The sequence below is a fragment of the [Rhizobium] kunmingense genome, assembly GCF_977018605.1.
Genome location: NZ_CDRNXG010000001.1, coordinates 316,861 through 342,576 on the forward strand (window position 1 = coordinate 316,861; position 25,716 = coordinate 342,576).

The window sequence follows — 25,716 nt, forward strand, 5'->3', positions numbered from 1 at the left end:
TACCGATAGAGGATGCGGATATCGCATCTGAACATCGTGCCTGGATGAATACGCAGATCGAGCAGGCACTCGAGCGAAAGCACAGCGGAAAGGCGTGCTATAAGACCCTCGATGAAACCCGACGCAAATTCGGCTTCTGATGCACGTCCGCTTTCAGGATACGGCCGAAGCCGACCTGGACGCGATAAAGCAGCATATCGAAAAGGAAAGCCCCAGCGGGCTTGAACGAGTGCTGACGGCAATCTTCATCGTCGCGGAGCAACTTGAAAGCTTTCCACTGCTGGGACGTGAAGGCGACGTTGCCGGCACCCGCGAACTCACCGTACCGCGCACGCCCTTTCGGCTTATCTACACGCTGGACGAACCGTACTTCATCGACATTATCCGTGTGCTTCACGGCGCGCGGCAATATCCGCCCGAGTTTTAGGGGCTGACAACCGCCCTCTGCAAAGTCTCGTTTCCGAGCTGCCCGTCGCGCCCTCAGATGCGCTCCATCATCATGAAGTCGTGATAGTGTTCCTGCAGGTAGCGCAGCGTCGCATTGCCATCGACCGGGCGGCCATAGTGGAAGCCCTGGCCCATGCCGCAGCCGAGCTGGCGCAGCATGTCGACATCGTCGCGCTCCTCGATACCTTCGGCGACGACGTCGAGATCCAGCCCCTGGCACATGGCGATGATGGCGCGGACGATATGTTCGGAGGCGCGATCCGAGGTGATGCGGGAAATGAAGGCGCGGTCGATCTTGACCTTGTCGAAGGTGAAATCGCGCAGTCGGCCGAGGCTCGACTGGCCGGTGCCGAAATCGTCGAGCGAGATCCGCACACCCTTTTCGCGCAGCTCGGTGATGATCCGCTGGGCGGTGTCGGCCGAGGTCATCACCGCCGTTTCGGTGATTTCCAGCTCCAGCCGGTTGGGGTCGAGGCCGACGCGCGACAGGGTGGAGAGAATGTTCGACGCCGTGCCGGGGTCCATCAGCTGGGCGGATGACAGATTGAACGACAGGAACAGCTCGCGCGGCCAGGAAAGCGCCGCCTCGGCCGCCTTGCGCAGCAGCGTATCGGACAGCGCGTCGATGAAGCCGCGCTCTTCGGCAAGCGGCACGAAGACGGCGGGCGAAACGAAGCCGAGATCGGCATCGCGCCAGCGCGCCAGCGCCTCGAAGCCGACCACGGCCCCGTCCCGGATGCGCACAATCGGCTGGAAGTGAACATCGACGGCATCGGAAATGATCGCATTGCGCAGCGCCTGCTCGATATGGGTGGCGCGCTTCATTTCCTGGGCGATTTCGGTGGAATAGACGGTGATCTGCGCACGACCGCGGCGCTTGGAGCGATAGAGGGCGGTTTCGGCGCTTTTGAGCAGTTCCTCGAATTCCTCGCCGGCAAAGGGATAGATGGCAAAGCCGAACGAGGCGGACAGGCGGACATTGCGGTCGCCGAGATCGTAGGGGGCCGACAGGACATCCTTCATCATCTGGCCGATGCGCTCCGCCCCGTTGCGCTCGAAGACGAGCGGCAGGATGAAGGCGAATTCGTCGCCGTCGTGGCGGGTGACGGTGGCGCCATCCGGCATGCAGGCCTTCAGGCGGTGGGCGACCTGGCAAAGGATCTCGTCACCGGCCTGCGAGCCGAAAAGATCGTTGATCGGCTTGAAGCCGTCGAGATTGGCGATGCAGATGGTGAAGGGAGCAGGATCGTCGGCGCGCTCGGCCGCGAGCATCCGCACCTTGTCACGCAGGCGGTAGCGATTGCCCAGTCCGGTCAGCGGATCGCTGTAGGCCATGGCCTGCAGTTCGTTCTGGCTAACCTGAGGCACGAGATTGCCCGGTGATATCATGAATTGTCCCGCGTCTCGAAGTTGCCCGAAGGATGCGGGACAAAGATTAAGAAAATCTGGCCGTTTCCGCGTCTGGGTTGCGACTGTGAACGGATACGCCCTCGACCGGTTCGAGGAACCTGCGGATGACCGTGTCGAGCGCTTCCGGGCTGATCGGCTTGAGGATCACGTCATCCATGCCGACCGCATGGCAGGCCTCGCGGTCGCGGTCGAAAGCGTGCGGCAGGACACCGACGATCGGCACCTGGGTGACGCCGTCTTCCAGTGCTCGGATGGCAGCGGAGGCCTCAAAACCGGTCAGTTTCGGCAGGGTGACATCCATCAGGACCAGGCGGGGGGCCCGCTCGCGCCACAGACGCACGGCCTCTTCACCGTCGGCCGCGAGGATGTAACGATAGCCGAGGCTATCGAGGATCTGCGAGAAGACGATCTGGTTGACCTCGTTGTCCTCGGCGACAAGGATATCGATTTCGCGTTCGTTCGGCTGGAAAGATGGGACCCAATCGTCATCCATCGCCGGCGCGATACCATCGTCTGCGCCTTGCAACCCGTCGCGCACGAGCCGCGCCAGATTGTGATCGAAGGATTTCGGATCTAGGACAAGCGCCATGACGCCATGGGCTTCCGCGACCTGCTGGCATTCGCCCGGCATCGCAGCGTCGATGACGATGAGGTCGATGCGGATATCCGCCTCGGTGGCGAGCTGGAGGAACAGCATCAGTTCACCGTCGCTGGAGACGCAGGAGACATCGACGCCACCCTGACGAAGGATGCGCATGGCGCCTGCCTCGGCCTGCGGATCGGCGGTGACGACCAGAACCTTGCCAGGCGGCAGTTCGATGGCCATGTCGGATGCATCCGCCTTGCGCGTCAGGTCGATCTCGACGAAATCGTCGCGCCGCAGATCGTCGCCGTCACCATCAGCGACATCGGAGATATCCTGCTTGAGGGTGACGAGGTAATATCGGCCGGGTCTGCCGATACGGTATTTGTGGACGTAGACGGTGACGATGGAGCCGTCGGGGCGGATGATGCGCTCCGGCAGCCTGACCGGCAGGCCGGTTTCCATCACTTCGCGGTTGATATCGACGAGGCGCTGTTCGAGTGCCGGCGGATTGATATCCGACCCCGTATGGCCGAGGATGGCATCAGCCGGCAGATCAAGGAAATCGCAGTTCGCCTTGTTGATGGCGACGAAAGTGGCGTTCTTGTCCTTGACGCTGATGGGAAAGGGAAGATTGTCGAGCACTTCCTCGGTGATCTGGACCCGCTCGGTATCGAGGCGCCACTGTTCCTCGCGCTTCTTCTCGTCCGTCACATCCTTGACGACACAGATGCCGAAGCCGGAGGAAAGCCGGCGCTTGACGACGCGCATCCAGCGCCCGTCGGCCGGACGCTCGATCGTTTCGGTGCGCTCCTTCCACAGGCCGGAGATCTGTTCAGAAATCCAGTGCTCGCGGCTCAAACCCTTGCGATAGGCGAATGTTTCGGAGGCAAGGCGGATGCCGCCGTCATACATGGCGGTGAGCAGATCACGCATGCGGGTACCGGCCGACAGGAGAGCGGGCGAAACGCGCAAGAGGCCCGCAAACTGGGGGCTGGCGAAGACGAGCATGTCGTTCTTGTCGTACAGAAGTACGGCCGCGGAAATGCCCTCGGCGAACGCCTCCAGAATGGCAGTCTGAATGTTCGGATCCGCCGTGTCCAAATCATTCATGGGATGAAACTCCGTATGCTATCAGGCAACCGCAAGGTCACGCCTAGTCAGCCGATTGCAGGATTGATCGGCCTAACGTCCTTCAAGTCATAGATCGTCCGTGGGAAACATGCTGGCTCCAAGTCTTCAACGGACGATCGGCAGAATGTGACGGTGCCCAGCCGGCCGCCACTTCGATCGTACGCGGAGAGCAAAACTCTCCTGGCTTCATCCAAATCAACAGGGTGAAACTAACGCCTGCAAATTAAAGCTAGATTAATAGCGCGCTACCGCGTCGGCCTATTTGTGAGTTTCAGTCATTTTTACTTCACCTGAGCTGTGGCGTTTTGAATTTGGCTCTTTCCTCGCCCGCTCGAATCCTTGAAAATAGGCCATGCCCGTAAAACTTCTTCCCGAGACCCTGATCAACCAGATTGCCGCTGGCGAGGTGATCGAACGGCCGGCCAGCGCCATCAAGGAACTGGTCGAAAACGCCATCGATGCCGGTGCGACGCGGATCGAGATCGCCACTGCCGGCGGCGGCAAGAGCCTGCTGCGCGTCACCGACAACGGTTCGGGCATGGATGCCGGTGATCTGGAGCTGGCGGTGCGCCGTCACTGCACCTCGAAGATCTCCGCGACGCTCGACGATATCAGCACGCTCGGTTTTCGCGGCGAGGCGCTGCCGTCGATCGGTTCGGTGGCGCGACTGTCGATCACCAGCCGCAGGCCGGGCGATGCATCCGGTTTCCAGGTCTCGGTCGAGGGTGGCCATGCGACGCCGGTAAAGCCGGCGCCCGCCAATGCGGGTACGGTGGTCGAAGTGCGCGACCTGTTCTTCGCCACGCCGGCGCGGCTGAAATTCATGAAGACGGAGCGGGCGGAAGCGGCGGCGATCACCGAGATCATCAAGCGGATGGCGATCGCCTTCCCGCATATCCGCTTCGTGCTGTCCGGCTCGGATCGCTCGACGCTGGAATTTCCCGCCACCGGCAATGATCACCTCGCCCGCATGGCGCAGGTTCTGGGGGCCGAGTTCAAGGAGAACTCTATCGAGATCGATGCCGGGCGCGAGGATGTGTCGCTTTCGGGCTTTGTCGGCGTGCCGACGTTCCACCGCGGCAACTCGGCGCATCAGTTCGCCTTCGTCAACGGCCGGCCGGTACAGGACAAGCTGATCCTGTCGGCGATCCGCGGCGCCTATGCCGAGCAGATGCCGGCCGGTCGCTATCCGGTCGCGGTGCTGTCGATCGATCTCGACCCGGCCTTTGTCGACGTCAACGTGCACCCGGCGAAAGCGGATGTGCGGTTCCGCGATCCGCAGCTGGTGCGCGGGCTGATCGTCGGCGCCATCCGCCAGGCGCTGCACCGCGAGGGCGACCGGGCTTCGACGACCGGCGCAACGGCCATGTTGCGGGCCTTCCAGCCGGGTCCATGGCAACAATCCGAAGGGCAATCGGGCGGAGCAGCCGGGTTCGCCGAGGGTTCGCAGACAGGGAATTCGTCGGCCGGCCCCGCACAGACCGCCTATGCCCATGCAGCTTCGGCACAGGCGCCGTGGAGCGCCGCCTCCTCTCCGTCACGCCCACTCGGTCTGACATCATCAGCCCCCTATGCCCCGAGGCCGATGCAGGCCGGGTTCGATGCGTTTGCGACACCGACGGCGCGGGCGGACGTGATTTCCGAGACTGAGCGCGCCGGCGATGCGGCGGCCACCGGCCACCGTCTGGGTGCGGCGCGCGCGCAGGTGCACGAAAACTATATCGTGGCGCAGACGGAAAACGGGCTCGTCATCGTCGACCAGCATGCGGCGCATGAGCGGCTCGTCTATGAGAGCCTGCGCAAGGCCCTGGAAAACGACCGGCTTGCCTCGCAGGTGCTGCTGATCCCCGAAATCATCGACCTGCCGGAAGAGGATTGCGACCGGCTGATGGTGCATCAAGAAGAACTCGATCGGCTGGGGCTTGCGATCGAGCGCTTCGGCCCTGGTGCGGTTGCCGTGCGCGAAACGCCGGCAATGCTCGGCGAAGTGGACGCATCGGCACTGATCCGCGATCTCGCCGACGAGATCGTCGAGTGGAACACCGCAAGCGGGTTGCGCAACAAGCTCGAATACATCGCAGCCACCATGGCCTGCCACGGCTCGGTGCGCTCGGGACGGCGGCTGAAGCCGGACGAGATGAACGCATTGTTACGGCAGATGGAGGCGACACCGGGATCGGGCACCTGCAATCACGGGCGACCGACCTATATCGAGCTCAAGCTTTCCGATATAGAGAGGCTGTTCGGGCGCAGCTGAGGACACCTCTTGCAAAGCCCTTGGCAAGAACCAACGGATCGGGTTAGACGAAGGCCCATGTTTTTTCGCAGGAGACGAATGATGAACCGGTTTGAGGGAAGCGGCTTTCGCGAAGCCAAGATCCGCTATCTCGACGGTGACTATCAGGTCGTCACCGCCGGCTCCTACGTCGTCTGCGCCGCAACCGGCGCCCACATCCCGCTCGACGAACTGCGCTACTGGAGCGTCGCGCGGCAGGAAGCCTATATCGACTGCGCAACCTCGCTCGAAGCCGAGAAACGGGCCGGCACCGTGCCGAACAACCTCGGCTGAGGCTTACGGTTTCATGACTTGGAACGCTTGCGCGTTTCGACAAGCTCGTCGCCCGCGTCAGGTTTTAGGGCAGGCACCCGGTCAAGAATGGCGAGCACCGCATCGATATCGGCGGCTTCTGCTCGTGCTTTCATGGCCATGATCGCCCGCCTGTGTCCTATGCCATCGGCGATGAAGGCGGATAGCAGCTGGTTCAGAGAGACATTATCCTCTGCCGCTGCCTGCCTTGCCTCTTCCATCACATGATCGGCCAACCTGAGAGGGTAAGTGCTCATCGTGTTTCTCTCCCGTCTTGATGTTCCGCAAGAAATTGCCCGGCGCCGACAACGGATATTCCGAAGGCTACAACGGCCGGGTGGCGAAAATGGCGATCGTTACTGACGATCCATGTGGCGCCTGTAGCAAGGGCACATTCGATATAGATGTCGTCCTTCGGATCGGTGAGAAACGGACGAAAGCGGAACCAGGGCGAAACGGCCGTAGCCTTCGCGATGATGGCATCCAGCACGTCATCGATCTCGTCGACACTCAGCCACGCTTGATCACCGAGCATACCCGGCCGCTTCAGGACGTCCTCGTATTCCAGCGCGATGGCAGGCGATAACGCATATTTCAGCGTGCCTGCCAGCATCCGGCGAACGAGTTGGTGCGCCGCTCCCCGTGAGGAACGCAATGCCGAGAGCACGACATTCGCATCAACAACGATCATGCGATAACAATGATATCACATGAGATATCGCGTCAAGCTTTTCCTCTCACGCCTTCCCGCAGTCGCCGTTCGCGAAAATTGCGCATGGCGGTGTCGATGATGGTCGCCGGGCCTTGCGGGTCGTCGAAGGCCATGTCGACATGGACGATCTTCGAGCGCTCCAGCAGACGCTGCGCCGGGCCGGAATGGCCGACGAGGCGGGCCGCATCCTTGGCGGTGGTGACCAGCGTCAGGCCGTCGCGGGCGGCATCTTCCAGAAGGCCGGTGATCTCGTCCTCGCTGAAATAGTGATGATCCGGGAAGGAGCGTGTCGTATCGACAAGGCCGCCGACGGCGCGGACGGTGCGATAGAATTTTTCCGGGTCGGCTATGCCGGCATAGGCGAGCACATTGGTGCCGGCCAGCGTCTTGTCGCGCCGGGGTTCCAGTGTCGCGACATGGATCGGCTTGCCGGCGCGGGCGGCCTGCCTGACCAGTGCATCCGCCGCCTCGCCATTGCCGACCTTGAGGATGGCGGAGAGCTGGCGCATCTGCTCGGCGATCGGCGCACGCACCGGGCCGCCCGGCACGAGGTGGCCGTTGCCGATGCCGCGGACGCTGTCGATGACGACAAGCGCGAAATCGAGCGTCAACCGGGCGCTCTGGAAACCGTCATCCATGATGATCAGATCGGCGCCTTCTTCGGCAAGCCGTCTCGCCCCTTCGACGCGGCGGCGGGAGATGACCGTCATCGTTTCGGCGGCCAGAAGCAGCGCCTCGTCGCCGACGGCATCGGCGCGGTGGTGATGGGGATCGACCAGCGTCGTGACATCGAGCGAGCCACCATAGCCGCGGCTGAGGAAGCCTGGCTTCAGGCCCATAGCCTTGGCGGCACGGGCGAGCGTGATCGAGGTCGGGGTCTTTCCGGCGCCGCCGACGGTAAAATTGCCGACGCAGATGACGGGAACGGTCGCCGATGCACGCTTGGCATTGCGCATGCGCCGGCCGGCGATCCGGCCGTAGATGGCCGAGACCGGCATCAGCGCATAGGCGCGCCAGTCAGGCTTTTCCCACCAGAAGGGCGGCGCTTCGGATACCATGGTGCTACTTTCCCGTTGCAGGAGAGAACAGCATATCCTCGATCAGGGTGATATCCGCAAGGCAGCGGTCGGCCAGACGCGACAGGGTTTCGCGTGTTCCGGTGCCGGTCATGACGGCGATGGTGAGGCCTGCACCGGCGGCGCGGCCCATATGCATGTCGTGATTGTTGTCGCCGACCATGGCGACCGTTTGCGGCGCAAGGCCGACAGCGTCGCAGAAGGCCAGCATCATGCCGGGCTCGGGCTTGGCGCCGAAACCGCTGTCGTAACCGGCGATGAAATCGACATGCCCGCTCAGGCCGAAATGTTCGACGGTGCGGCGGATCGCCTTTTCGTTGTCGCTCGAGGCAATGCCGAGTTTCAGGCCCCTCGCCTTCAGCCGCGAAAAGACTTCGGCCAGATCGGCGACCGGCACGGAGAATTCGGCGGCGCGGACGAAAAGCGCATCAAGTTCGACGGCAAGCGCTGCCGCATCGAGCGGCGAGCCGGCGTCGACGAGACCTTGCGCGATCTCGGCGGCATTGCCGGCGGCAAACAGGCTGTCGGCAACGGTCTTGCCGGTTTCGCTATCCATGCCGCCTGCGGCCAAGAGGATCGGTTCCAGATCGGCATTGCCGGCCGCGGCGATGCGGGCCGCCTCGCGATTGACCGGTCCCCAGCTCTCGTCATAGCGAAGGAGCATGCCGTCCTTGTCGAAGAGAATGCCCGCGATGGCGGGACGCGCCGATACACCCGTCACCCGCCGCTTCCCGCCATGGCGACCTTCGGCTGCAGGCGCGCCGTCACGGTCAGGGGGTTGAGATAGGGTTCGAGCGCCTTGACCGTCTTGGCCAACGCACCGCGCAGATCTTCCATCGCTTCCTGGCCGCTATCGATCATCTTCTGGCGCGCGGCATCGGTGATCAGCAGGTAATGCACGGCCTTGGCCAGCATTTCCACATCCTTGACCGTGCGCGCGCCGCCCTTGCGGACGAGGTGCTGATAGCTGTCGCGGAAGTTCTGGATATTGGGGCCGGAGAGAACGGCGCAGCCGATCATCGCCGGTTCGAGCGGGTTCTGCCCACCTTCGGCGGTCAGCGAGCGGCCGACGAAGGCGATCTCGGTAAGGCGCAGGTAAAGCCCCATTTCACCGATCGAGTCGCCTAGGAAGATATCGGTTTCCGGCGTCAGCACATCGTTGCGTGAGCGGCGGGCGACGACGAGGCCCTCGACCTTCAGCATCTCCTCGATCGCATCGGCGCGATCGGGATGGCGCGGGACGATGATGGTCAACTGGCCGTTCTTCGGCTTCAAGGCCCGATGGACGGCGGCAGCCGCCTTCTCCTCTCCGTCGAAGGTGGAGACGGCGGCCCAGCTTTTGCGCTCGCCGATCTCGGCCTTGTAGCGGGCGAGCAGCGCTTCGTCGCAGGGCGGCGGGTCGGTATCGCTTTTCAGGTTGCCGGAGACGATGACCGGCCAGGCGCCGAGATCTCGGAAGCGTTCGGCATCGACATCGGACTGAGCGACAACCAGCGCCATCTTTTCAAACAGCGCTTCGGCGATGTTGGCATGGTTGCGCCAGCGATCGAAGGAGCGGTCCGAGATGCGGGCGTTGACCCTGATCTGCGGAATGTGGCGACGGGCCAGTTCGGAAACCGTGGTCGGCCAGATTTCCGATTCCGCCGTGATGCAGGCATCCGGCTTCCAGTAGCGGATGAAGCGCTTGATGGCGAACTTGACGTCGAGCGGCACGTATTGGTGAATGACCTCATCACCGAGCCTTGCGGCGACAAGCGCCGCGGAGGTGACGGTGCCGGTGGTCAGCACGACATGGATTTCGCGGCGGCGCAATTCGCGGATCAACGGCAGGATGGACAGGGTCTCGCCGACGCTTGCCGAGTGGACCCAGACCAGCGGGCCGCGCGGGCGCGGGGCGCTGGCGTAACCCAGCCGTTCAAGGCGACGGGTGCGGTCTTCCTTGCCCTTCAGGGCACGGTAGGCGAGATAGGGTCCGGCGACGGGATAAAGCGCGACGCCGGCGATGCGATAGCCGAGAAGCGCCATGCGGGCGAGACCGGTGCTCATCGCCTGTGCTCCCTGTCGCCGCCAAACACCATCAAAACCTCACCGTTGAAGTCAAAATATATTGCCGCTTTCAATGTTTCACAAATGCGTCAAAAAAGCGGGCTTTCGCCAGCGCCCGCCACAACATGAAACATAATCATATTTATGGCAACCGGCCTCAGGCGGCCTTGGTTTCCGGGTCGAGAAGGCGGTGCATGTGGACGATGAAGTAGCGCATCTCGGCATTGTCGACGGTGGCCTGCGCCTTGGCGCGCCAGGCGACCAGCGCGGTGGCGTAATCCGGATAGATGCCGACGATATCGAGCGCCGAGAGGTCCTTGAACTGGACACCGGCAAGGCTGGAAAGCTCTCCGCCGAAGACCAGGTGCAAAAGCTGCTTCTTGTCGCTCTGTTCCGTCATTTCAACATCCATATGTTCATAAGACTTAAGGCCCTTCCTGTGCGGCATTCCGCCGCAAAGGTCAACCCGCGGCAAGGGCTGCGAGATGGGGCAATAACAGCTCTCTGGCATGCGGCGTACCGGCAACCAGAACGCCATGGCTGACGCTCGTGCGGTTATAGGTCAAGGGCGCGCCGTCGAGCCCGACCAGCGCGCCGCCGGCACGTTCCAGAATGAGGTCCGCGGCGGCGAGATCCCAGTCGTGGGAGTCCTTCCTGACGATCGTGCCGTCGATCCGCCCGTCGGCCGCCATGGCAAGGCGATAGGCGAGCGACGGCACATGCCCGACACGCAGGATCGGCAAAGCCGACTGGAGCTTGTGGACGATCCGTTCGTCGGCGGCGAGCACGAGATCGCCGCTATCGGCTGACGGCGCAAGGCGGAGTTCTGCACCGTTCTTGACCGCCGGCCCGCCGTCAAAGGCGGTGAATTCCTCGCCGAGCGCCGGCGCCACGAGCACGCCGGCGACCGGGCGCCCGCGATGGACGACGGCCACCGAAACACACCAGACGGCATCGCCATTGATGAAGGCGCGCGTGCCGTCGATCGGGTCGACGACAAAAAGCGTGTCGCAGGACAGGCGGGCGGCATCGTCATCCGTTTCTTCCGACAGCCAGCCGTAATTGGGGCGTGCCTTCAAAAGCTGCGACTGCAGGCAGTCATTGGCGGCAAAATCGGCGGCGCTGACCGGCGAACGGCCCTCGTTCTTCCACCAGACTTCCGGCGACTGGCGGAAGAAGCCGTGGGCGATCTCGCCCGCTTCCCGCGCTGCGGCGAGAATGAGGTCGAGATCCTTGCTCCAGTCTGTCTCTGCGGTCGCCATGGGATCAGATCCCCGCCAGCGTCATGCCCTCGATCGCGATGGTCGCAGAGGCGGTGCCGAATTTGCGGTCGATGTCGTTTGCCGGCGTGACACGCATGAACATGTCCTTGAGGTTCGAGGCGATCGTCACTTCCGAGACCGGGAAGGAAAGCTTGCCGTTCTCGATCCAGAAGCCGCTAGCGCCGCGCGAATATTCGCCGGTCAGCATGTTGACACCCTGGCCGATAAGCTCCGTGACGTAAAGGCCGGTGCCAACCGAGGCGATCAGCTCTTCCGGCGAGATATCGCCGGGTTCGAGCGCCAGGTTGGTGGAGGCCGGCGAGACGAGGTTGCCGCCGCGCACGCCGCGGCCGTTGGTGGGCAGGCCGAGTTCGCGGCCGGTCGAGGTGGAGAGGAACCAGTGCTTCAACACACCATCCTCGATCATCACCATGCGCTCTCCGGTCACGCCCTCGCCGTCGAAGGGACGCGAGGAGGAACCCCGCACGATCAACGGGTCGTCGGTGATGTTGAGGCCGGCCTTCAAGACCTGCTGGCCCATCCTGTCGCGCAGGAAGCTGGTCTTTCTGGCAACAGACGCGCCGTTGATGGCGCCGGCAATGGTGCCGACGAAGCCGCGGGCGATGCGCGGGTCGAAGACGACGGTGACGTTGGATGCCGTCTTGACCTGACGCGGATTGATGCGGCCGACGGCGCGCTCACCGGCGCGGCGGCCGATCAGATCGGGGCCATCGAGATCGGCAGCATAAAGACGGCTGTCGAAATCGTAATCGCGCTCCATCTTCGTGCCTTCGCCGGCGATGGCGCTGACCGAGCGGCCGAAACGGGAGGCCATGTAGGAGCCGGAAAAGCCATGCGAGGTTACGAGCACCATGCCGCCCATGCCGGCGGAGGCACCGGCGCCCGAGGAATTGGTGACGCCGTCGACATCGAGTGCTGCCGCTTCTGCGGCAAGCGCTGCTTCGCGCAGGGCCTCGGTCGACACCTCCGTCGGGTCGAACAGGTCGAGATCCTTGTAGGAGCGCGCCAGACGGTCCTCGTCGGCCAGGCAGGCGAACGGGTCATCCGGCGAAACCCTGGCCATCGAGACGGCGCGTTCGGCCAGGACCTTGAGATCGAAACCCGGATTGGCCGAGACGCTGGCGACCTTGCGGCCGACGAAGACGCGCAACGCGAAATCGTCGCTTTCGGAGGCTTCCGTGCCTTCCACCTTGCCGAGCCGGACGGAGACCGAGCGCGAGCGCGAGCGCATGACGACCGCATCGGCGGCATCGGCGCCGGCGGCCTTGGCCAGATCGATCAGTTCGGAAGCGCGGGAGAGCAAAGCGGCGGAATCGATTTCGGAGCTCATATTTGCATGCCTTTCGTTGCTCTCCCATTTATTGTGAGCGGTGAGGCGCATCAAGAGCGTTACACCTTTTCTTGAGATCAGCGCCTGTTCTTAAGATATCCCGCCTGCCCCCGACTGCCCCTCGTCTGCCCACCCTCGCCCGGAAAGACTGGAATATCCGCATGACCGCACCCGGCCCGATCTTCACCCAATTGCTGCTGCTTCTGGCCGGCGCGGTGATCGCCGCACCGATCTTCCGAAGACTGGGGCTTGGCACCGTGCTCGGCTATCTTGCGGCCGGCATCGTCATCGGCCCGATCCTGCAACGGATCACCGATGCGGAGGATGTGCTGCATGTGGCCGAATATGGCGTCGTCTTCCTGCTTTTCGTCATCGGGCTGGAGCTGAAGCCGTCGCGGCTGTGGCAGATGCGCGGCGACGTGTTCGGGCTGGGGCCGATGCAGGTGCTGGTCACCGGGCTGGTGCTGGCCAGCCTGTCCTATGAGGTGGGCCTGGCGTCCTGGCAGGGCAGCCTGATCGTCGGCTTCGGACTGGCATTGTCATCGACCGCCTTTGCGCTGCAATTGCTCAACGATGCGGGCGAGATGAACAACCGGCATGGCCAGCGGTCGTTCTCGGTGCTGCTGTTCCAGGATCTCGCCATCGTGCCGCTTCTGGCACTGATCACCATTCTGGCGCCCGGTACGGAAGAACAGGCGGCGACACCGCTTGTCGACTTCGCCGTTGCGGTCGCCGCCGTCGGAGCGATGATCGTTGCCGGCAAATATCTGTTGAACCCGATGTTCCAGGTGATTGCCCGCACCGGTGCCCGCGAGGTGATGATCGCCGCCGCGCTTCTCGTCGTGCTGGGGGCTGCGGCGGCCATGCAGGCGGTCGGGCTTTCGATGGCGATGGGCGCGTTCCTGGCCGGCATGATGCTGGCCGAATCGTCCTACCGGCATGAGCTGGAAGCGGATATCGAGCCGTTTCGCGGCCTGCTTCTGGCGCTGTTCTTCGTCGCCGTCGGCCTGTCTGTCGAGCTGCGCGTGATCATCGACAACATCCTTTTCATCGTGCCGGCGGTCATCGTCTTCATGGCGGTCAAGGCGCTGGTCATCTACGGGCTGTGCCGGCTGTGGGGTTCGCCGCATAACGACGCAATCCGCATCGCGCTTCTCCTGCCGCAGGGCGGCGAGTTCGCCTTCGTGCTGTTCACCACCGCCACTGCCGCCGGGCTTCTGTCATCCGCGACGGCCTCGCTGCTGATCGCCATCGTGACGCTTTCCATGGCGCTGACACCGCTCGGGACATCGATCGCCAGACGGCTGCAGCGTGATGAGGCACGCGAGGAACTGGAGGAGAATTTCGAGGGCGCCGGTGCCGACGTGATGATGATCGGCTTTTCCCGCTTCGGCCAGATCGCGGCGCAGATCCTGCTTGCCGGAGGGCGCGAGGTGACGGTGATCGACGATTCCGCCGACCGCATCCGTCAGGCGGCGAATTTCGGCTTTCGCATCTATTTCGGCGATGGCACGCGCCGTGACGTGCTCGTCTCATCCGGCATCGAGCGGGCAAAGATCGTGGTCATCGCCACCCAGAAGCGGGCGACGACCGACAGAATCGTCGAGCTGATCCTGTCGGAATTCCCCAATGTGCGGCTGTTCACCCGCTCCTATGATCGTATCCACTCGCTGTGGCTGCGCGAAAAGGGCGTGGAATACGAGCTGCGCGAGACGCTGGAATCCGGCCTCGTGTTCGGCAGCCGCACGCTCGAGGCGCTGGGCATGCCGGAGGCCGAGGCGCAAACAATCCGCGAAGACATTCGCCGGCGCGACGAGGAGCGGCTACAGATACAGGCCGTGGAGGGATTGACTGCGGGACGCGACAAACTGTTCAACCGCCCGGTCAGGCCGGAGCCGCTGCTCAAGCCAAAACGGCCGCCGGTGGACAAGAATACCAGCGAGGCTGCCGATGGCGGACTGTCGGTGGGCAAGTGGTGATCGCTCAGCCCTGAGCGGCCACCTCGATCGCATCCACCGCCCGTTTCAGCTCGTCCTTGACGTGCTCGGACTCGTCCAGAATCTCCCGCGCCTTGAGGAAATCGAGCACACGAAAACGGTTGACCTGCGGGCGCAGGAAGATGTGGGGCGGGTTGAGCTTCAGTTTCAGCGAGATGCTGGCCTGCATCGTCAGCTGGCTTGCGCCGAACAGGCTGTCGATGCGGTTGGGCGGGTGCGTGCCGTCTCCTTCCGGCGCGCCGACCACATCCACCGCGATCACCACATCGGCGATCTCGAGCAGCGGCTCGTAGGGGATGGGGTTCAGGACACCGCCATCGATCGTCACCCGGCCATTGACCCAGACGGGCATGAACAGGCCAGGGATCGCCGCCGAGGCCGCGATCGCCTCGCGCAGGTTGCCGGTTTCCAGCACGACTTCCGCCTGGCCGTAATAATCGGTGGCGGAGATTTTCAGAGGGATCTTGAGGCCACAGAATTCCTGCGGGATTTCCGGCGGAAGGAAGGCTTCGAGAATCGGCTCCAGATTGAAATGGCCGAAGCGAAAGCCGCCGAGCTTGTCGCGCATCGAGGCCGGACCGAGCGCCCAGAGACGGTTGAACAGATAATTGCGGGTGCCGACCGTCTGCAGCGTGTAATCGCGAATATCGACGCCGCGCATGCCGGCCGCCATGCCGGCGCCCATGATGGCGCCGATCGACGAGCCGGCGATCGCCACCGGCCGGATGCCCAGTTCATCGAGCGCCTCTATGACGCTGATATGGGAAACGCCGCGCGCGCCGCCGCCGCCGAATGCCACGGCATAGCGCAGGCCATTTCCCTTCGTCTCGGTTTGCAGATCCGGCAGGGAAAGGCGCGTGTTCATCTCATTCAGCCCGGTTGATAGCGGTAGAATTCGATGCGGGTATCACCGAACATGCGGCTTTCCAGCGGTTTGAACACCGGATCGACGATCAGTTCGGCATCCGACTTTTCTTCCATCACGACGAGCGCGCCCGGCACCAGCCAACCGCCCCTGTGGGCCGAAAGCACGCCTGCCTCGCCGAGCTTCTTGCCATAGGGCGGATCGGCGAAGAGAAAGTTGAACGGCTCGATATTGCCGATCGTGCCGAGGCTCGTCGCGTCGCGGCGCAGGATGCGGGCGCGACCGTGCAGGCCGAGACTATCGATATTTTCCCACAACAGGCCACGGCCTTCGACACCGTTCTCGACGAACAGTGCCTGACGGCAGCCGCGCGACAGGGCTTCCAGCCCGACCGCGCCGGTGCCGGCAAAAAGGTCGATCACCCGGCCGCCGTCTATCGCATCCGGATAGACGTGGCCGATGATGTTGAACAGGCTTTCACGCGTCCGGTCGATGGTCGGCCGGATGTCGTTCGTCTTCGGCGTGGCCAGGGCGCGGCCGCGGAATTCACCACCAACGATGCGCACCGATCAGCCCCGCGGGTTGCGCGGCTTGCCGCCGGCCGGACGTCCGCCGGGGCGGCCACCACCACCTGCGGGACGACCACCGGGCTTGCCACCGCCGGAAGGCTTGCCGCCAAATCCCTTGGCGCCACCAGGCTTGCCGCCAGCGGGCTTGCCGCCGAAACCGGAGCGTGCGCCGGAGGGCTTGCCACCGAACGGCTTGCCGCCGGCCGGACGATCGCCGCGCGCGGGGCGATCACCGAAGGCGCGTTCGCCACGGTTTTCGTCTCTTGCCGGCCGGTCGCCGCGGGGGCGATCCGAGAACGGCCGGTCACCATCGCGACGCGGCTTGCGATCACCGAAAGAGCGCTCGCCCGAGGGGCGGTCACCAAAGGAGCGCTCGCCTCTCGGCTTGTCGCCGAACGAACGCTCGCCACGGGGCTTGTCACCGAAAGAGCGTTCGCCACGCGGGCCATCGCCGCGCGGACGGTCACGGAAACCACCGTCTTCGCGCGGCTTGCGGTCGCCATAGGGGCGATCGCCGAAGGATTTTTCGCCACGCGGGCGGTCGCCGGACGGGCGTTCGCGGCGGTCACCACGATCTCCCCGGTCACCGGCATCACGGCGTCCGCCGAAACCGCCACGGGCCGGCGTATCGGGGCCGTCTGCACGGATCCAGTCGCCCTCGGCGTCGGCCGCGCGGTTGATGACGACGCGGCGGTCGTTTTCAGGCACCGGCTTCTTGAACAGCTGTTCGGCTTCGGCGCGGGCGGAAGAGCGGCTGCCCTTGCCGTCTGCGGTCGGGCGTGCGCCCGGCGCCATCCAGACATTGGCGGTGCGGCTGGTGCCCATCGGCGGGCGCTTCTTCGGCTTGTCCTCGGAGAAGTCACGATCGGAACCGCCGCGGCCTTCGAACTTGCCGCCGCGCGGCTTGTCGAAGCTCTTGCGGTCGTCACGCCTGCCATCCGGGCGCTTGGTGTCGAGACGGCCAAGCGCACGTTCGCGACGGTCTTCACCGCCGCGGTCAGCGGAACGATCATTGCCGCGCTCGGTTCCCCAGGAACCACGTTCCGGCTTACCCGCCGCTTTATCAGCGCGCTGCGGGCGATCTTCTTCTTCATCGGCAGGACGTTCGTTGAAGAGAGGCGCCTCGAAATTGGCCTTCGCCTCATCGATCAGGCGCGGACCGAGCTGGTCGCGCAGCGTGCGGCCGCGCACTTCCAGTACCTGGCCTTCCGGCAGGTCGCCGAGCTGGAACGGGCCGTAGGAGATGCGGATCAGGCGGTTGACCTCGAGACCGAGCGCGCCGAGCACGTTCTTGATTTCGCGGTTCTTGCCTTCGCGAAGACCCATGGTGATCCAGACGTTGCGGCCCTGGCTGCGGTCGAGCGTCGCTTCGATCGAGCCGTAGAGAACGCCGTCGACGGCGATGCCGTCCTTGAGCTTGTCGAGCGCTTCCTGATCGACCTCGCCATGGGCGCGGACGCGGTAGCGACGCAGCCAGCCGGTGGTCGGCAGTTCGAGAACGCGCGACAGGCCACCGTCATTGGTCAGAAGAAGCAGGCCCTCGGTATTGATATCAAGACGGCCGATGGACAGAACCCGCGGCAATTCGCCCGGCAGGTTGTCGAATACGGTCGGGCGGCCTTCCGGATCGGAATTGGTCGTCACCAGACCGCCGGGCTTGTGGTAGAGCCACAGGCGGGTGCGCTCGATGCCGCGGATCGGGGTGCCATCGACCTCGATCTTGTCTTCCAGCGTCACATTGACGACCGGCGTATCGAGCAGCTTGCCGTTCAGCGTGACGCGGCCTTCGAGGATCATCCGTTCGATATCGCGGCGCGACGCAACGCCGACGCGGGCGAGAAGCTTGGAAATGCGCTCGGGCTTGCCCTCGGTCACGGTCGACTGACCTTCACCGACGAATTCCTCGCGCTTGGCAGAGCGGACAGGCTTTCTGACAGGGCCATCAGCTCTTGCGCGCGGCTTTTCCGACGCGGCCGGCTTGCCGGAGGTTTTGCCAAACGACTTGGCGGCGGATTTTACGCCGGGCTTTGCCGCCGACTTGGACGCGGGCTTGCCTTCCGCTTTCGGCTTGATTTCGCGAACGAAGGTCTTGGCTTCGCCGCGCTTCGGCTTGTCTTTTGAATTCATTTGTTGTTTGCCTGAAGCATGATGTCGACGGAAGGGTCCGGACATCCGAGTTCGTGTTGACTGAAAAGACGCGCGCCCGCAGAACGCGCTTCGTGTTGGATGCTTCCTACCAGTTCAAGCGATCCGGGTTAAGAGGAAATTGCCCCAAATGCCTAATAGGGTCGGGTTCATGGATGATGCCCTGGCAGAAGCCAGGAATGCGGCGGCCCGCGGCGAGGTTCCCGTCGGTGCCGTACTGGTGATCGACGGCGAGATCGTGGCGCGCTCGGGCAACCGTACGCGGGCCGAAAACGACGTGACCGCCCATGCCGAAATCGCCGTCATTCGCGAGGCAGCGGAAAAGCTCGGCGAGGAGCGACTGTCCGGCGCGGATCTCTATGTGACGCTGGAACCGTGCACCATGTGCGCGGCGGCGATATCGTTTGCCCGCATTCGCCGGCTCTATTACGGCGCGAACGACCCGAAGGGCGGTGCCGTGGAAAGCGGCGTCAGGTTCTATACCCAGCCAACATGCCACCATGCGCCGGAGGTCTATTCCGGCATCGCAGAGACCGAGGCGGCGGAGATCCTGACCGAATTCTTTCGATCAAGGCGCGACAGATAGCGGATCGGCGGCCGGCATTCTGCGGCCGCCATCAGGCACAGGTTTTTACTGGAAAGGCTTCCACCAGGCGGAATTGTTGCCGGCGGATTCCGCTTCCTTCTTGCGGCGAGCGGCCTTCTTGGTCTCGGGCTCGCCGAGATCCTGCAGGATCGCGGCATCGGCCGAGCGGTATTCCGCCGGCGGATCCGACAGCGAGCGGCGGGTGCCGGTGATGCCCGGATTTTCCGCATTGGCGCGCGCCTGGCGGAAAGCTTCCCACTTCTGCGTCTCGGTCATCTGGCCGCCCTGGCCACTGCCGGCGAGAAGCGGCGAACGATAGCGCGGGTTGTTCTGGTTGTCGGTCGCTTCCTGACGGAGACGCTCACGCGTTTCTTCAGGCGATTCCACCCAGTTCGGATTGTTTTCGCGGTTGGCAAGCGACTGCTGCGGGGCCGGAAGGTTGCCGGCACTGCCCTGGCCGGCAACGACGAGAGCGGGGCGCGGGGCATAACGGATGCCGGCCCTTTCGCGGTCGCGTTCGCCACCAAGCGCCACAGCCGAGCCAAGGTCGTCACCCAACTGCGCCATCGCAGGCTTGTCGGTGCCGTAGGTTGGACCCATGCAGCCGGAAAGGGCTACGGTCGCAGCCAGAACACCGGCCGCAGTCATGGCCATACGCAACGCTTTTGTCGTTTCCATAAAACCCCTACCACAAGCGCCCGCCTCGACGCCTTCAGAGACTACCGCCCTCGACCTGACCGATAAATCCGGCCAATTTCAGGCAGGAATACCGGATGATAGACGCAAGCGCAATCATCCGGCACCATTCATGCGTGTCAGAGCCTGCCGAGCTTGGCCAGCTCGTGCAACGCTTCGGCATCGCGCGCCGAGACGTCCGGATAGGCCGGATCGGAGCCGACATCGGTCGTCACCCGCCACGAACGGGCGCATTTTACGCCTTCCGCCAGCTTCGGCTCGACGGCGACACCGGCCACTTCGGCCAGACGGAAGGCGCTTTCCGGGCCTTCGCCTGACGTGATCGTGATGGCCGAGGTGATGCAGATTTCCTCGAATTCGAGGCCTTCCAGCGCTTTCAGGAGTTCGGCATCCGCAACGTAAACGACCGGGGCCGCTTCCAGCGACGAGCCGATGCGCTTGTCCTTACGCTCGATTTCGAGAGCGCCTGTCACAACCGAACGGACCTTGCGGATCTTCGCCCATTTTTCGGCAACCGCTTCGTTCTTCCACTCGGCAGGAACCTGCGGGAACTGTTCCAGATGAACGGAAACCGCATCCGGCTTCAGCGACAGCCACGCTTCCTCTGTCGTAAACGGCAGCATCGGCGCGAGCCATGTGACCGTGCATTCGAAGATCTTGCGGATGACCGCCAAGGCCGCACGACGGCGCAGCGACGACGGCGCGTCGCAATAGAGCGCGTCCTTGCGGATGTCGAAATAGAAGGCCGACAGTTCGATATTGGAGAAATCGATCAGGGCGCGAGCGATCTTCTTGAATTCGAACGCGTCGTAACCTTCGCGCACGACCTTATCCAGTTCGGACAGGCGGTGCAGCATCAGCTTTTCGAGTTCCGGCAGTTCGGCGTAAGCGATCTCTTCGCCATCGTCATGCGCCAGCGTGCCGAGCATCCAGCGGATGGTGTTGCGCAGCTTGCGGTAGGCATCGACATTGGTCTGGATGATCGTCTTGCCGAGGCGCTGGTCTTCCCAATAGTCCGTGGTCATGACCCACAGACGCAGGATATCGGCGCCGGCATCCTTCATCACGTCCTGCGGGGACACGACGTTGCCGAGCGACTTCGACATCTTCTGGCCCTTTTCATCCATGGTGAAACCATGGGTGACGACCGTATCGTAAGGCGCGCGGCCGCGGGTGGCAGCCGATTCCAGCAGCGAGGAATGGAACCAGCCGCGATGCTGGTCGGAGCCTTCGAGATAGACGTCGGCCGGCCATTTCAGGTCCGGGCGGTCTTCCAGCGTGAACGTGTGGGTGGAGCCACTGTCGAACCAGACATCGAGGATATCCATGACCTGCGTCCACTTGGCATGGTCATGACCATTGCCGAGGAAACGGTCCTTGGCACCGGCAGCAAACCATGCGTCTGCGCCTTCGGCATCGAAGGCCTCGAGGATGCGCGCGTTGACGGCTTCGTCCTGCAGGACATTGCCTTCCTCATCGGCAAACACGCAGATCGGGACGCCCCAGGCGCGCTGACGCGACAGCACCCAGTCGGGGCGCTGTTCGATCATGGCGCGCAGGCGGTTCTGGCCGCCGGCGGGGACGAAACGCGTGTCGTCGATGGCGGAAAGCGCGCGGGTGCGCAACGTCGTGCCGTCCTTCAGGTCCTTGTCCATATAGACGAACCACTGCGGCGTGTTGCGGAAGATGATCGGCTTCTTGGAACGCCAGGAATGCGGATACTGGTGTTTCAGGCGGCCACGGGCAAACAGCGCGTTGCGTTCGATCAGCGCCTTGATGACGCGGTCGTTGGCATCGCCCTTCTTGCCGTTGTCATCCATGACGCGCGCGCCTTCGAAACCGGGGGCGTCGGCGGTGTAGGTGCCGCTATCATCGACCGGGAACGGGATGCGCGGATCGATGCCACGGGCTTCGAGTTCCTTGGCGGAAGACATCCAAGCATCAAAGTCCTCGCGGCCGTGGGACGGCGCGGTATGGACGAAACCGGTACCGGCGTCATCGGTAACGTGATCGCCGGAGAGAAGCGGGACGATGAAATCGTAGCCGAGATCCTTCAGGGGATGAGCGGCCGTGATCGAAGCGAGCTCGTAAGAGGTCACATTGCGCAGGCGCTTGAAGGTGAGCTTGGCCTTGGCGGCGGATTCGTCCGACAGGCCATCGGCGAAGATCAGCCTTTCGCCCGGGCGCGGGCCAAAATCGTTCTCGGCAGTCAGGACTTCGTAAAGCCCATAGGCAACGCGCGGCGAAAACGCGATGGCGCGGTTGCCGGGGATGGTCCATGGGGTGGTGGTCCAGATGACCACATAGGCACCGAGAAGCTCCTGCAAAAGCTTGTCATCAGCTTCGCGTCGAGCGGGATCGCTTGCGCTGATCTCGTCATAATTGAATGTCTGTTCCGGAAGTGGGTATCGGTCGTATTTCGCGGCAACCACCGGGAACTTCACCCAGATCATGTCGCTCTCGTAATCATGATATTCGACTTCCGCTTCCGCCAGCGCGGTGCGCTCGACCACCGACCACATGATCGGCTTCGAACCGCGATAGAGCTGGCCGCTCATGGCGATCTTCAGCAGTTCGCCGGCGATACGGCTTTCGGCGTGAAAATTCATCGTCAGATACGGGTTGTCGAAATCGCCGACGATGCCGAGGCGCTTGAATTCTTCCGCCTGGATCTTGATCCACTTTTCGGCATAGGCGCGGCATTCCTTGCGGAATTCGATCATCGCGTCCGGCTGCTTCAGGTCGGGCTTGGCCTTGCCCTTGGCGCGGTAGTTTTCTTCCTCGATCTTCCATTCGATCGGCAGGCCGTGGCAATCCCAGCCCGGAACGTAGTTCGAGTCATAACCGCGCATCTGGAACGAGCGGGTGATGACGTCTTTCAGGATCTTGTTGAGCGCATGGCCGATATGGATGTTGCCGTTGGCATAAGGAGGGCCATCGTGCAGCACGAATTTTTCGCGGCCGGCGGCGGAAGCGCGCAGTTGTCTGTAGAGATCCATCTCGCGCCAGCGGGCAACGGTTTCCGGTTCCTTCTGCGGCAGGCCGGCGCGCATCGGAAATTCGGTTTCGGGCAGATAGAGGGTTTTCGAGTAGTCGAGCTTTGCGCCCGTTTCGGTCACTGTATCGGTCATGTCTGGCAATCGTTTCTGGCGCCGCTCAGGGGCGCAATGCGGATTGAAAATTCGGTGGCGGTGGCGCGGTTTCGTCAGGCGCCAAAATCCCGGACCTTCCCGCAGCTCAAATCAAGCAGCGCGGAAAGCCGGGCCGATAATTCGTATGATCATCGCGACAATGATCTTCTTCGAGACCTGGGCCGACCGGAAATCTGTCATGGTCGCGGTTATTACGGCGTTTTGAGGCGGAAAGGAAGGGGGATTTCGGTGTTGTATGTGCAGCGCCTTGGCGGATATCGATACAATGTATATCTTTCCCGAAAAGAGGTGACGCAGATGGGCAGGCAGGCAATCTTTACGCTGACGCTCGAGGAGCAGCTCCGCGACGATTTCGTTGCGGCAGCGGAAGCCTCAGAACAGTCACCGACACAAATCCTTCAGGACATGATGCAGGATTTTATCGTGCAGCAGAAAACGGCCCCCGACTATCTGGCCTTCATGCAGGAGAAGGCAGCGATCGCCAGACGCGAACTGGCAGGCGGAAATGGCATTCCGCAAGAGGTGGTCGAAGAGAAATTCGCGGCCATGCGTGCATCCGCCGCTGCAAAGATGCGCTGACGCGATGCAAATACGCTGGGCGCCCGCAGCGGAAAGGGATCGTGCGCAGATATTTGGCTATATAGAATCCCAGAATCCAAGCGCCGCCATCTGGATGGACGAGCTATTTACGGAAGCCATTTCGCGGCTGTTACATTTTCCGTTGCTGGGTAGGCGCGGCGCGATCGCCGGCACGCGCGAGATCATTCCGCATGAAAACTACCGCATCGTCTATCAGGTCGACGATCAAGTCATTTCGATCCTGATGATCATTCACACGGCGCGGCAATGGCCGCCGGCGACGCAATAGGCCCAAAGGCCGCCCGTCCCATCACCCCTTCGGATTTTCCGCCATCACCGCGCGCAGCGCATCGTTGATGCGGTCCTGCCAGCCGGGGCCGTCTTCCTGAAAATACTCGATCACGGCGCTGTCGAGCTTGATCGTCACCTGTTCCTTGACGTCCGGCAGGGCGCGCTTTTCCACGGCCGGTGCGGCCGCCTTCTTCGCCGGCTTGAACAGGGCTTCGGCTGCGTCCATCGGGTTTGCCGGGCGGCGTGGGGTGGTTGCCAAGGGACTATCCTTCGTTGTTGCCATCTGTTGCGAAAGCGATCCTGGCGTCCAGCCGACCGATCGGCGTCACGCCGGAGAGGAGCGCCCTCGCCTCTTCCTCATCGCGCCTGATCTGCGCCACCAGCGGCTCCAGCCCGTCGAATTTCAGTTCGTCGCGCAGATGACCGAAGAAGGAGACGGCGCAGACCTCACCATAGAGCGATCCGGAAAAATCGAAAAGGTAGGTTTCCAGCAGGGGCAGGCCGTTATCGGTCACGGTCGGGCGGCGGCCGTAGCTCGCCACACCGTCGTAAAGCGTGCCGTCGGCGCGGCGGAAACGCACCGCGTAGATGCCGGGCTTAAGCTCCGCCTCGGGGGCCAGCCGCATGTTGGCGGTCGGGAAGCCCAGCTGGCGACCGAGCTTTTCGCCGTCGATCACTTCCGCTTCCACGGTATAGCGATAGCCGAGGAGGCCGGCCGCCTGGGCGACGTCGCCTTCGGCGAGACGCTCGCGGATGCGGCTCGAGGAAATCACCTCGGCATTTTCATCACGGAAGGCGTCGACCAGCGAGACGGAAAAGCCGTGGCGTTCGCCCGACGCCATCAGGAAGGCCGGGCCGCCTTCGCGGCCCTTGCCGAAATGAAAATCGAAGCCGGTGACGACGGCGCTCGCGCCCAGCCAGTCGACCAGGATGGTCTGGATGAAATCCTCCGCCGAGCGCGTGGCGAAATCGCGGTCGAACGGATACTCGATCACCGAGCGAAACCCCATCGCCTCAAGGACGCGCGCCTTGAGCGGCGCGGGCGTCAGCCGGAAGACCGGCTCCTGCGGCTTGAAGACGGTACGCGGATGCGGCTCGAAGGTCAGGACCAGCGCCGGCACGCCGCGCTCCTCGGCAATTTTCAGGGCGCGCTCGAGCACGCTGCTGTGGCCACGATGGACGCCGTCGAAATTGCCGATCGCCACCACGCCGCCCTTCAATTCGGACGGCAGCGGCTCTTTCTTTTCATTGCGGTGGAATACGGTCATTCCGGTCAGGTCCGTTCAGGCGATAGGATGCAGCGGTTCAGGCCAGTCTCGGCATCCAGAATTTCGGCGCCGCGTTTTCCGCCTCCAGCCAAGCCTTCAGGATCGCCTCGTCCGTCTCGCCGTTCACCGTGTATTCCGCGACATGGATACCGCCGGAGATATAGAGCAGGTCGAGACCTTGCGAAAGCGCGCCGCGCACGTCGGTCGGCATGCCGTCACCGATCGCCAGAACCCTGGCCTTGTCGAAATCGCCGCGCACTTCGCGGGCGGCGGCCAGCGACGCCTCGTAGATCGGCGCATGCGGCTTGCCGGCAACACGGCCCTTGCCGCCGAGTTGCTCGTAATAGGCGGCAACGGCACCGGCGCAGGGGATCATCTTGTGGCCACGTTCGACGACGAGATCCGGGTTGGCGCAGATGAACGGCAGGTCGCGGGCAACCCAGGCCTTCAACATGTCGGTATAATCTTCCGGCACTTCCTTCTCATCATCGAAGAAACCGGTGCAGACGATCGCATCCGCCTCATCGGCCGAAACGACCTCGACATCGAGACCGTCGAGCAGGTTCATGTCGCGCTCGGGGCCGAGCAGAAAGACTTTCCTAGGACCTTCGGCAATCAGCTTCCGCGTCACATCGCCGGAGGTGACGATGCGGTCATAGGTGTCGTCGGAGACGTTGAGGGCGCGCATCTGGTTGATGACATCGACCGATCGACGCGGCGAATTGGTGATGAGCACGACGGTCGCACCGGCCGCACGGGCGCCGGCCAGCGCCTCGCAGGACTGCGGAAACGCGGCGACACCGTTATGGACCACACCCCAGACATCGGAGAGGACGACATCATAGCCGCCGATCACTTCGTTCAAATTCCGGATGCGATTTACCATTTCAGGCCCCTTGTCACACTGTCTCCGGTCACATCGCAAACCATTGGCGGGATTACAAGAGCATGGCCGGTTAA

The 25,716-nt window shown here is 63.3% G+C and carries 25 protein-coding genes; 7 read left to right on the plus strand and 18 right to left on the minus strand.

Annotated features, from left to right (window positions below; genetic code table 11):
• Window positions 1–139: 139 nt before the first annotated feature.
• Window positions 140–427, plus strand: coding sequence for a type II toxin-antitoxin system RelE/ParE family toxin (locus AC0JZ4_RS01710; RefSeq protein ID WP_471884737.1), 288 nt, complete (start codon window positions 140–142; stop codon window positions 425–427).
• A 53-nt stretch (window positions 428–480) separates the two neighbouring features.
• On the opposite strand, the gene AC0JZ4_RS01715 is transcribed toward AC0JZ4_RS01710, so the two are convergent.
• Window positions 481–1,836 (minus strand): putative bifunctional diguanylate cyclase/phosphodiesterase, encoded by a 1,356-nt coding sequence (locus AC0JZ4_RS01715; RefSeq protein ID WP_471884738.1) that lies wholly within the window; start codon window positions 1,834–1,836, stop codon window positions 481–483.
• Between the two features lie 46 nt (window positions 1,837–1,882).
• Window positions 1,883–3,553, minus strand: a complete 1,671-nt coding sequence (locus tag AC0JZ4_RS01720) for a response regulator (RefSeq protein WP_471884739.1) — start codon at window positions 3,551–3,553, stop codon at window positions 1,883–1,885.
• A 373-nt stretch (window positions 3,554–3,926) separates the two neighbouring features.
• On the opposite strand from AC0JZ4_RS01720, the gene mutL reads away from it, so the two are divergent.
• Together mutL and AC0JZ4_RS01730 are read left to right on the plus strand one after the other, a co-directional pair.
• Window positions 3,927–5,831 (plus strand): DNA mismatch repair endonuclease MutL, encoded by a 1,905-nt coding sequence (gene mutL / locus AC0JZ4_RS01725; protein WP_471884740.1) that lies wholly within the window; start codon window positions 3,927–3,929, stop codon window positions 5,829–5,831.
• A 78-nt stretch (window positions 5,832–5,909) separates the two neighbouring features.
• Complete coding sequence (locus AC0JZ4_RS01730) at window positions 5,910–6,143, plus strand: DUF2093 domain-containing protein (protein WP_471884741.1); 234 nt, start codon at window positions 5,910–5,912, stop codon at window positions 6,141–6,143.
• Between the two features lie 11 nt (window positions 6,144–6,154).
• Here AC0JZ4_RS01730 and AC0JZ4_RS01735 read toward each other — a convergent pair whose 3' ends face one another.
• The 8 genes from AC0JZ4_RS01735 to AC0JZ4_RS01770 all read right to left on the minus strand — a co-directional run bounded on the left by AC0JZ4_RS01735 (window position 6,155) and on the right by AC0JZ4_RS01770 (window position 12,608).
• Window positions 6,155–6,418 carry a hypothetical protein gene (locus AC0JZ4_RS01735; RefSeq protein ID WP_471884742.1) on the minus strand — a complete coding sequence of 88 codons (264 nt, stop codon included), beginning with the start codon at window positions 6,416–6,418 and terminating at the stop codon, window positions 6,155–6,157.
• The gene (locus AC0JZ4_RS01740) at window positions 6,415–6,852 is read right to left on the minus strand and encodes a putative toxin-antitoxin system toxin component, PIN family (RefSeq protein WP_471884743.1); all 438 of its coding nucleotides are present in this window, start codon (window positions 6,850–6,852) and stop codon (window positions 6,415–6,417) included. Before AC0JZ4_RS01740 ends, AC0JZ4_RS01735 begins: the two co-directional genes overlap by 4 nt.
• 32 nt (window positions 6,853–6,884) lie before the next feature.
• Window positions 6,885–7,931: a tetraacyldisaccharide 4'-kinase gene (lpxK, locus tag AC0JZ4_RS01745; protein WP_471884744.1), complete on the minus strand. Its 1,047-nt coding sequence runs from the start codon at window positions 7,929–7,931 to the stop codon at window positions 6,885–6,887.
• Between the two features lie 4 nt (window positions 7,932–7,935).
• Window positions 7,936–8,670 (minus strand): HAD family hydrolase, encoded by a 735-nt coding sequence (locus tag AC0JZ4_RS01750; RefSeq protein ID WP_471884745.1) that lies wholly within the window; start codon window positions 8,668–8,670, stop codon window positions 7,936–7,938.
• Window positions 8,667–9,995 carry a lipid IV(A) 3-deoxy-D-manno-octulosonic acid transferase gene (gene waaA / locus AC0JZ4_RS01755; RefSeq protein WP_471884746.1) on the minus strand — a complete coding sequence of 443 codons (1,329 nt, stop codon included), beginning with the start codon at window positions 9,993–9,995 and terminating at the stop codon, window positions 8,667–8,669. Before waaA ends, AC0JZ4_RS01750 begins: the two co-directional genes overlap by 4 nt.
• A gap of 157 nt (window positions 9,996–10,152) precedes the next feature.
• Window positions 10,153–10,395 carry a DUF4170 domain-containing protein gene (locus AC0JZ4_RS01760; RefSeq protein WP_471884747.1) on the minus strand — a complete coding sequence of 81 codons (243 nt, stop codon included), beginning with the start codon at window positions 10,393–10,395 and terminating at the stop codon, window positions 10,153–10,155.
• Window positions 10,396–10,456: 61 nt separating this feature from the next.
• On the minus strand, window positions 10,457–11,257 hold the full coding sequence (locus AC0JZ4_RS01765; protein WP_471884748.1) for a 3'(2'),5'-bisphosphate nucleotidase CysQ: 801 nt from the start codon (window positions 11,255–11,257) through the stop codon (window positions 10,457–10,459).
• Window positions 11,258–11,261: 4 nt separating this feature from the next.
• Entirely contained in the window at window positions 11,262–12,608 is a 1,347-nt protein-coding gene (locus AC0JZ4_RS01770; protein WP_471884749.1) for a TldD/PmbA family protein, read from the minus strand.
• A gap of 161 nt (window positions 12,609–12,769) precedes the next feature.
• Between AC0JZ4_RS01770 and AC0JZ4_RS01775 the strand changes: the two genes are divergently transcribed.
• Window positions 12,770–14,587 carry a monovalent cation:proton antiporter-2 (CPA2) family protein gene (locus tag AC0JZ4_RS01775; RefSeq protein ID WP_471884750.1) on the plus strand — a complete coding sequence of 606 codons (1,818 nt, stop codon included), beginning with the start codon at window positions 12,770–12,772 and terminating at the stop codon, window positions 14,585–14,587.
• A gap of 4 nt (window positions 14,588–14,591) precedes the next feature.
• On the opposite strand, the gene AC0JZ4_RS01780 is transcribed toward AC0JZ4_RS01775, so the two are convergent.
• The 3 genes from AC0JZ4_RS01780 to AC0JZ4_RS01790 are packed head-to-tail and all read right to left on the minus strand — an operon-like array spanning window position 14,592 to window position 18,166.
• Window positions 14,592–15,470, minus strand: coding sequence for a patatin-like phospholipase family protein (locus AC0JZ4_RS01780; protein WP_471884751.1), 879 nt, complete (start codon window positions 15,468–15,470; stop codon window positions 14,592–14,594).
• A 5-nt stretch (window positions 15,471–15,475) separates the two neighbouring features.
• The gene (gene rsmD, locus AC0JZ4_RS01785; RefSeq protein WP_471884752.1) at window positions 15,476–16,036 is read right to left on the minus strand and encodes a 16S rRNA (guanine(966)-N(2))-methyltransferase RsmD; all 561 of its coding nucleotides are present in this window, start codon (window positions 16,034–16,036) and stop codon (window positions 15,476–15,478) included.
• 3 nt (window positions 16,037–16,039) lie between these two features.
• The gene (locus tag AC0JZ4_RS01790) at window positions 16,040–18,166 is read right to left on the minus strand and encodes a pseudouridine synthase (protein ID WP_471884753.1); all 2,127 of its coding nucleotides are present in this window, start codon (window positions 18,164–18,166) and stop codon (window positions 16,040–16,042) included.
• A gap of 148 nt (window positions 18,167–18,314) precedes the next feature.
• Between AC0JZ4_RS01790 and AC0JZ4_RS01795 the strand changes: the two genes are divergently transcribed.
• Complete coding sequence (locus tag AC0JZ4_RS01795) at window positions 18,315–18,770, plus strand: nucleoside deaminase (RefSeq protein WP_471884754.1); 456 nt, start codon at window positions 18,315–18,317, stop codon at window positions 18,768–18,770.
• A 45-nt stretch (window positions 18,771–18,815) separates the two neighbouring features.
• Here the strand turns inward: AC0JZ4_RS01795 and AC0JZ4_RS01800 are convergent, their stop codons facing one another.
• Both AC0JZ4_RS01800 and ileS read right to left on the minus strand, forming a co-directional pair.
• Window positions 18,816–19,448, minus strand: a complete 633-nt coding sequence (locus AC0JZ4_RS01800) for a hypothetical protein (protein WP_471884755.1) — start codon at window positions 19,446–19,448, stop codon at window positions 18,816–18,818.
• A 137-nt stretch (window positions 19,449–19,585) separates the two neighbouring features.
• A complete protein-coding gene (gene ileS / locus AC0JZ4_RS01805; RefSeq protein WP_471887752.1) occupies window positions 19,586–22,585 on the minus strand; it encodes an isoleucine--tRNA ligase in 3,000 nt (999 codons plus the stop codon).
• Window positions 22,586–22,651: 66 nt separating this feature from the next.
• On the opposite strand from ileS, the gene AC0JZ4_RS01810 reads away from it, so the two are divergent.
• Together AC0JZ4_RS01810 and AC0JZ4_RS01815 are read left to right on the plus strand one after the other, a co-directional pair.
• Window positions 22,652–23,197 carry a hypothetical protein gene (locus AC0JZ4_RS01810; RefSeq protein WP_471884756.1) on the plus strand — a complete coding sequence of 182 codons (546 nt, stop codon included), beginning with the start codon at window positions 22,652–22,654 and terminating at the stop codon, window positions 23,195–23,197.
• Between the two features lie 4 nt (window positions 23,198–23,201).
• On the plus strand, window positions 23,202–23,486 hold the full coding sequence (locus tag AC0JZ4_RS01815) for a type II toxin-antitoxin system RelE/ParE family toxin (RefSeq protein WP_471887753.1): 285 nt from the start codon (window positions 23,202–23,204) through the stop codon (window positions 23,484–23,486).
• A gap of 21 nt (window positions 23,487–23,507) precedes the next feature.
• Here AC0JZ4_RS01815 and AC0JZ4_RS01820 read toward each other — a convergent pair whose 3' ends face one another.
• The 3 genes from AC0JZ4_RS01820 to AC0JZ4_RS01830 are packed head-to-tail and all read right to left on the minus strand — an operon-like array spanning window position 23,508 to window position 25,642.
• On the minus strand, window positions 23,508–23,747 hold the full coding sequence (locus tag AC0JZ4_RS01820) for a BrnA antitoxin family protein (RefSeq protein ID WP_471884757.1): 240 nt from the start codon (window positions 23,745–23,747) through the stop codon (window positions 23,508–23,510).
• Between the two features lie 4 nt (window positions 23,748–23,751).
• Complete coding sequence (locus tag AC0JZ4_RS01825) at window positions 23,752–24,756, minus strand: bifunctional riboflavin kinase/FAD synthetase (protein ID WP_471884758.1); 1,005 nt, start codon at window positions 24,754–24,756, stop codon at window positions 23,752–23,754.
• A gap of 37 nt (window positions 24,757–24,793) precedes the next feature.
• The gene (locus AC0JZ4_RS01830; RefSeq protein ID WP_471884759.1) at window positions 24,794–25,642 is read right to left on the minus strand and encodes a TIGR01459 family HAD-type hydrolase; all 849 of its coding nucleotides are present in this window, start codon (window positions 25,640–25,642) and stop codon (window positions 24,794–24,796) included.
• Window positions 25,643–25,716: the final 74 nt, after the last annotated feature.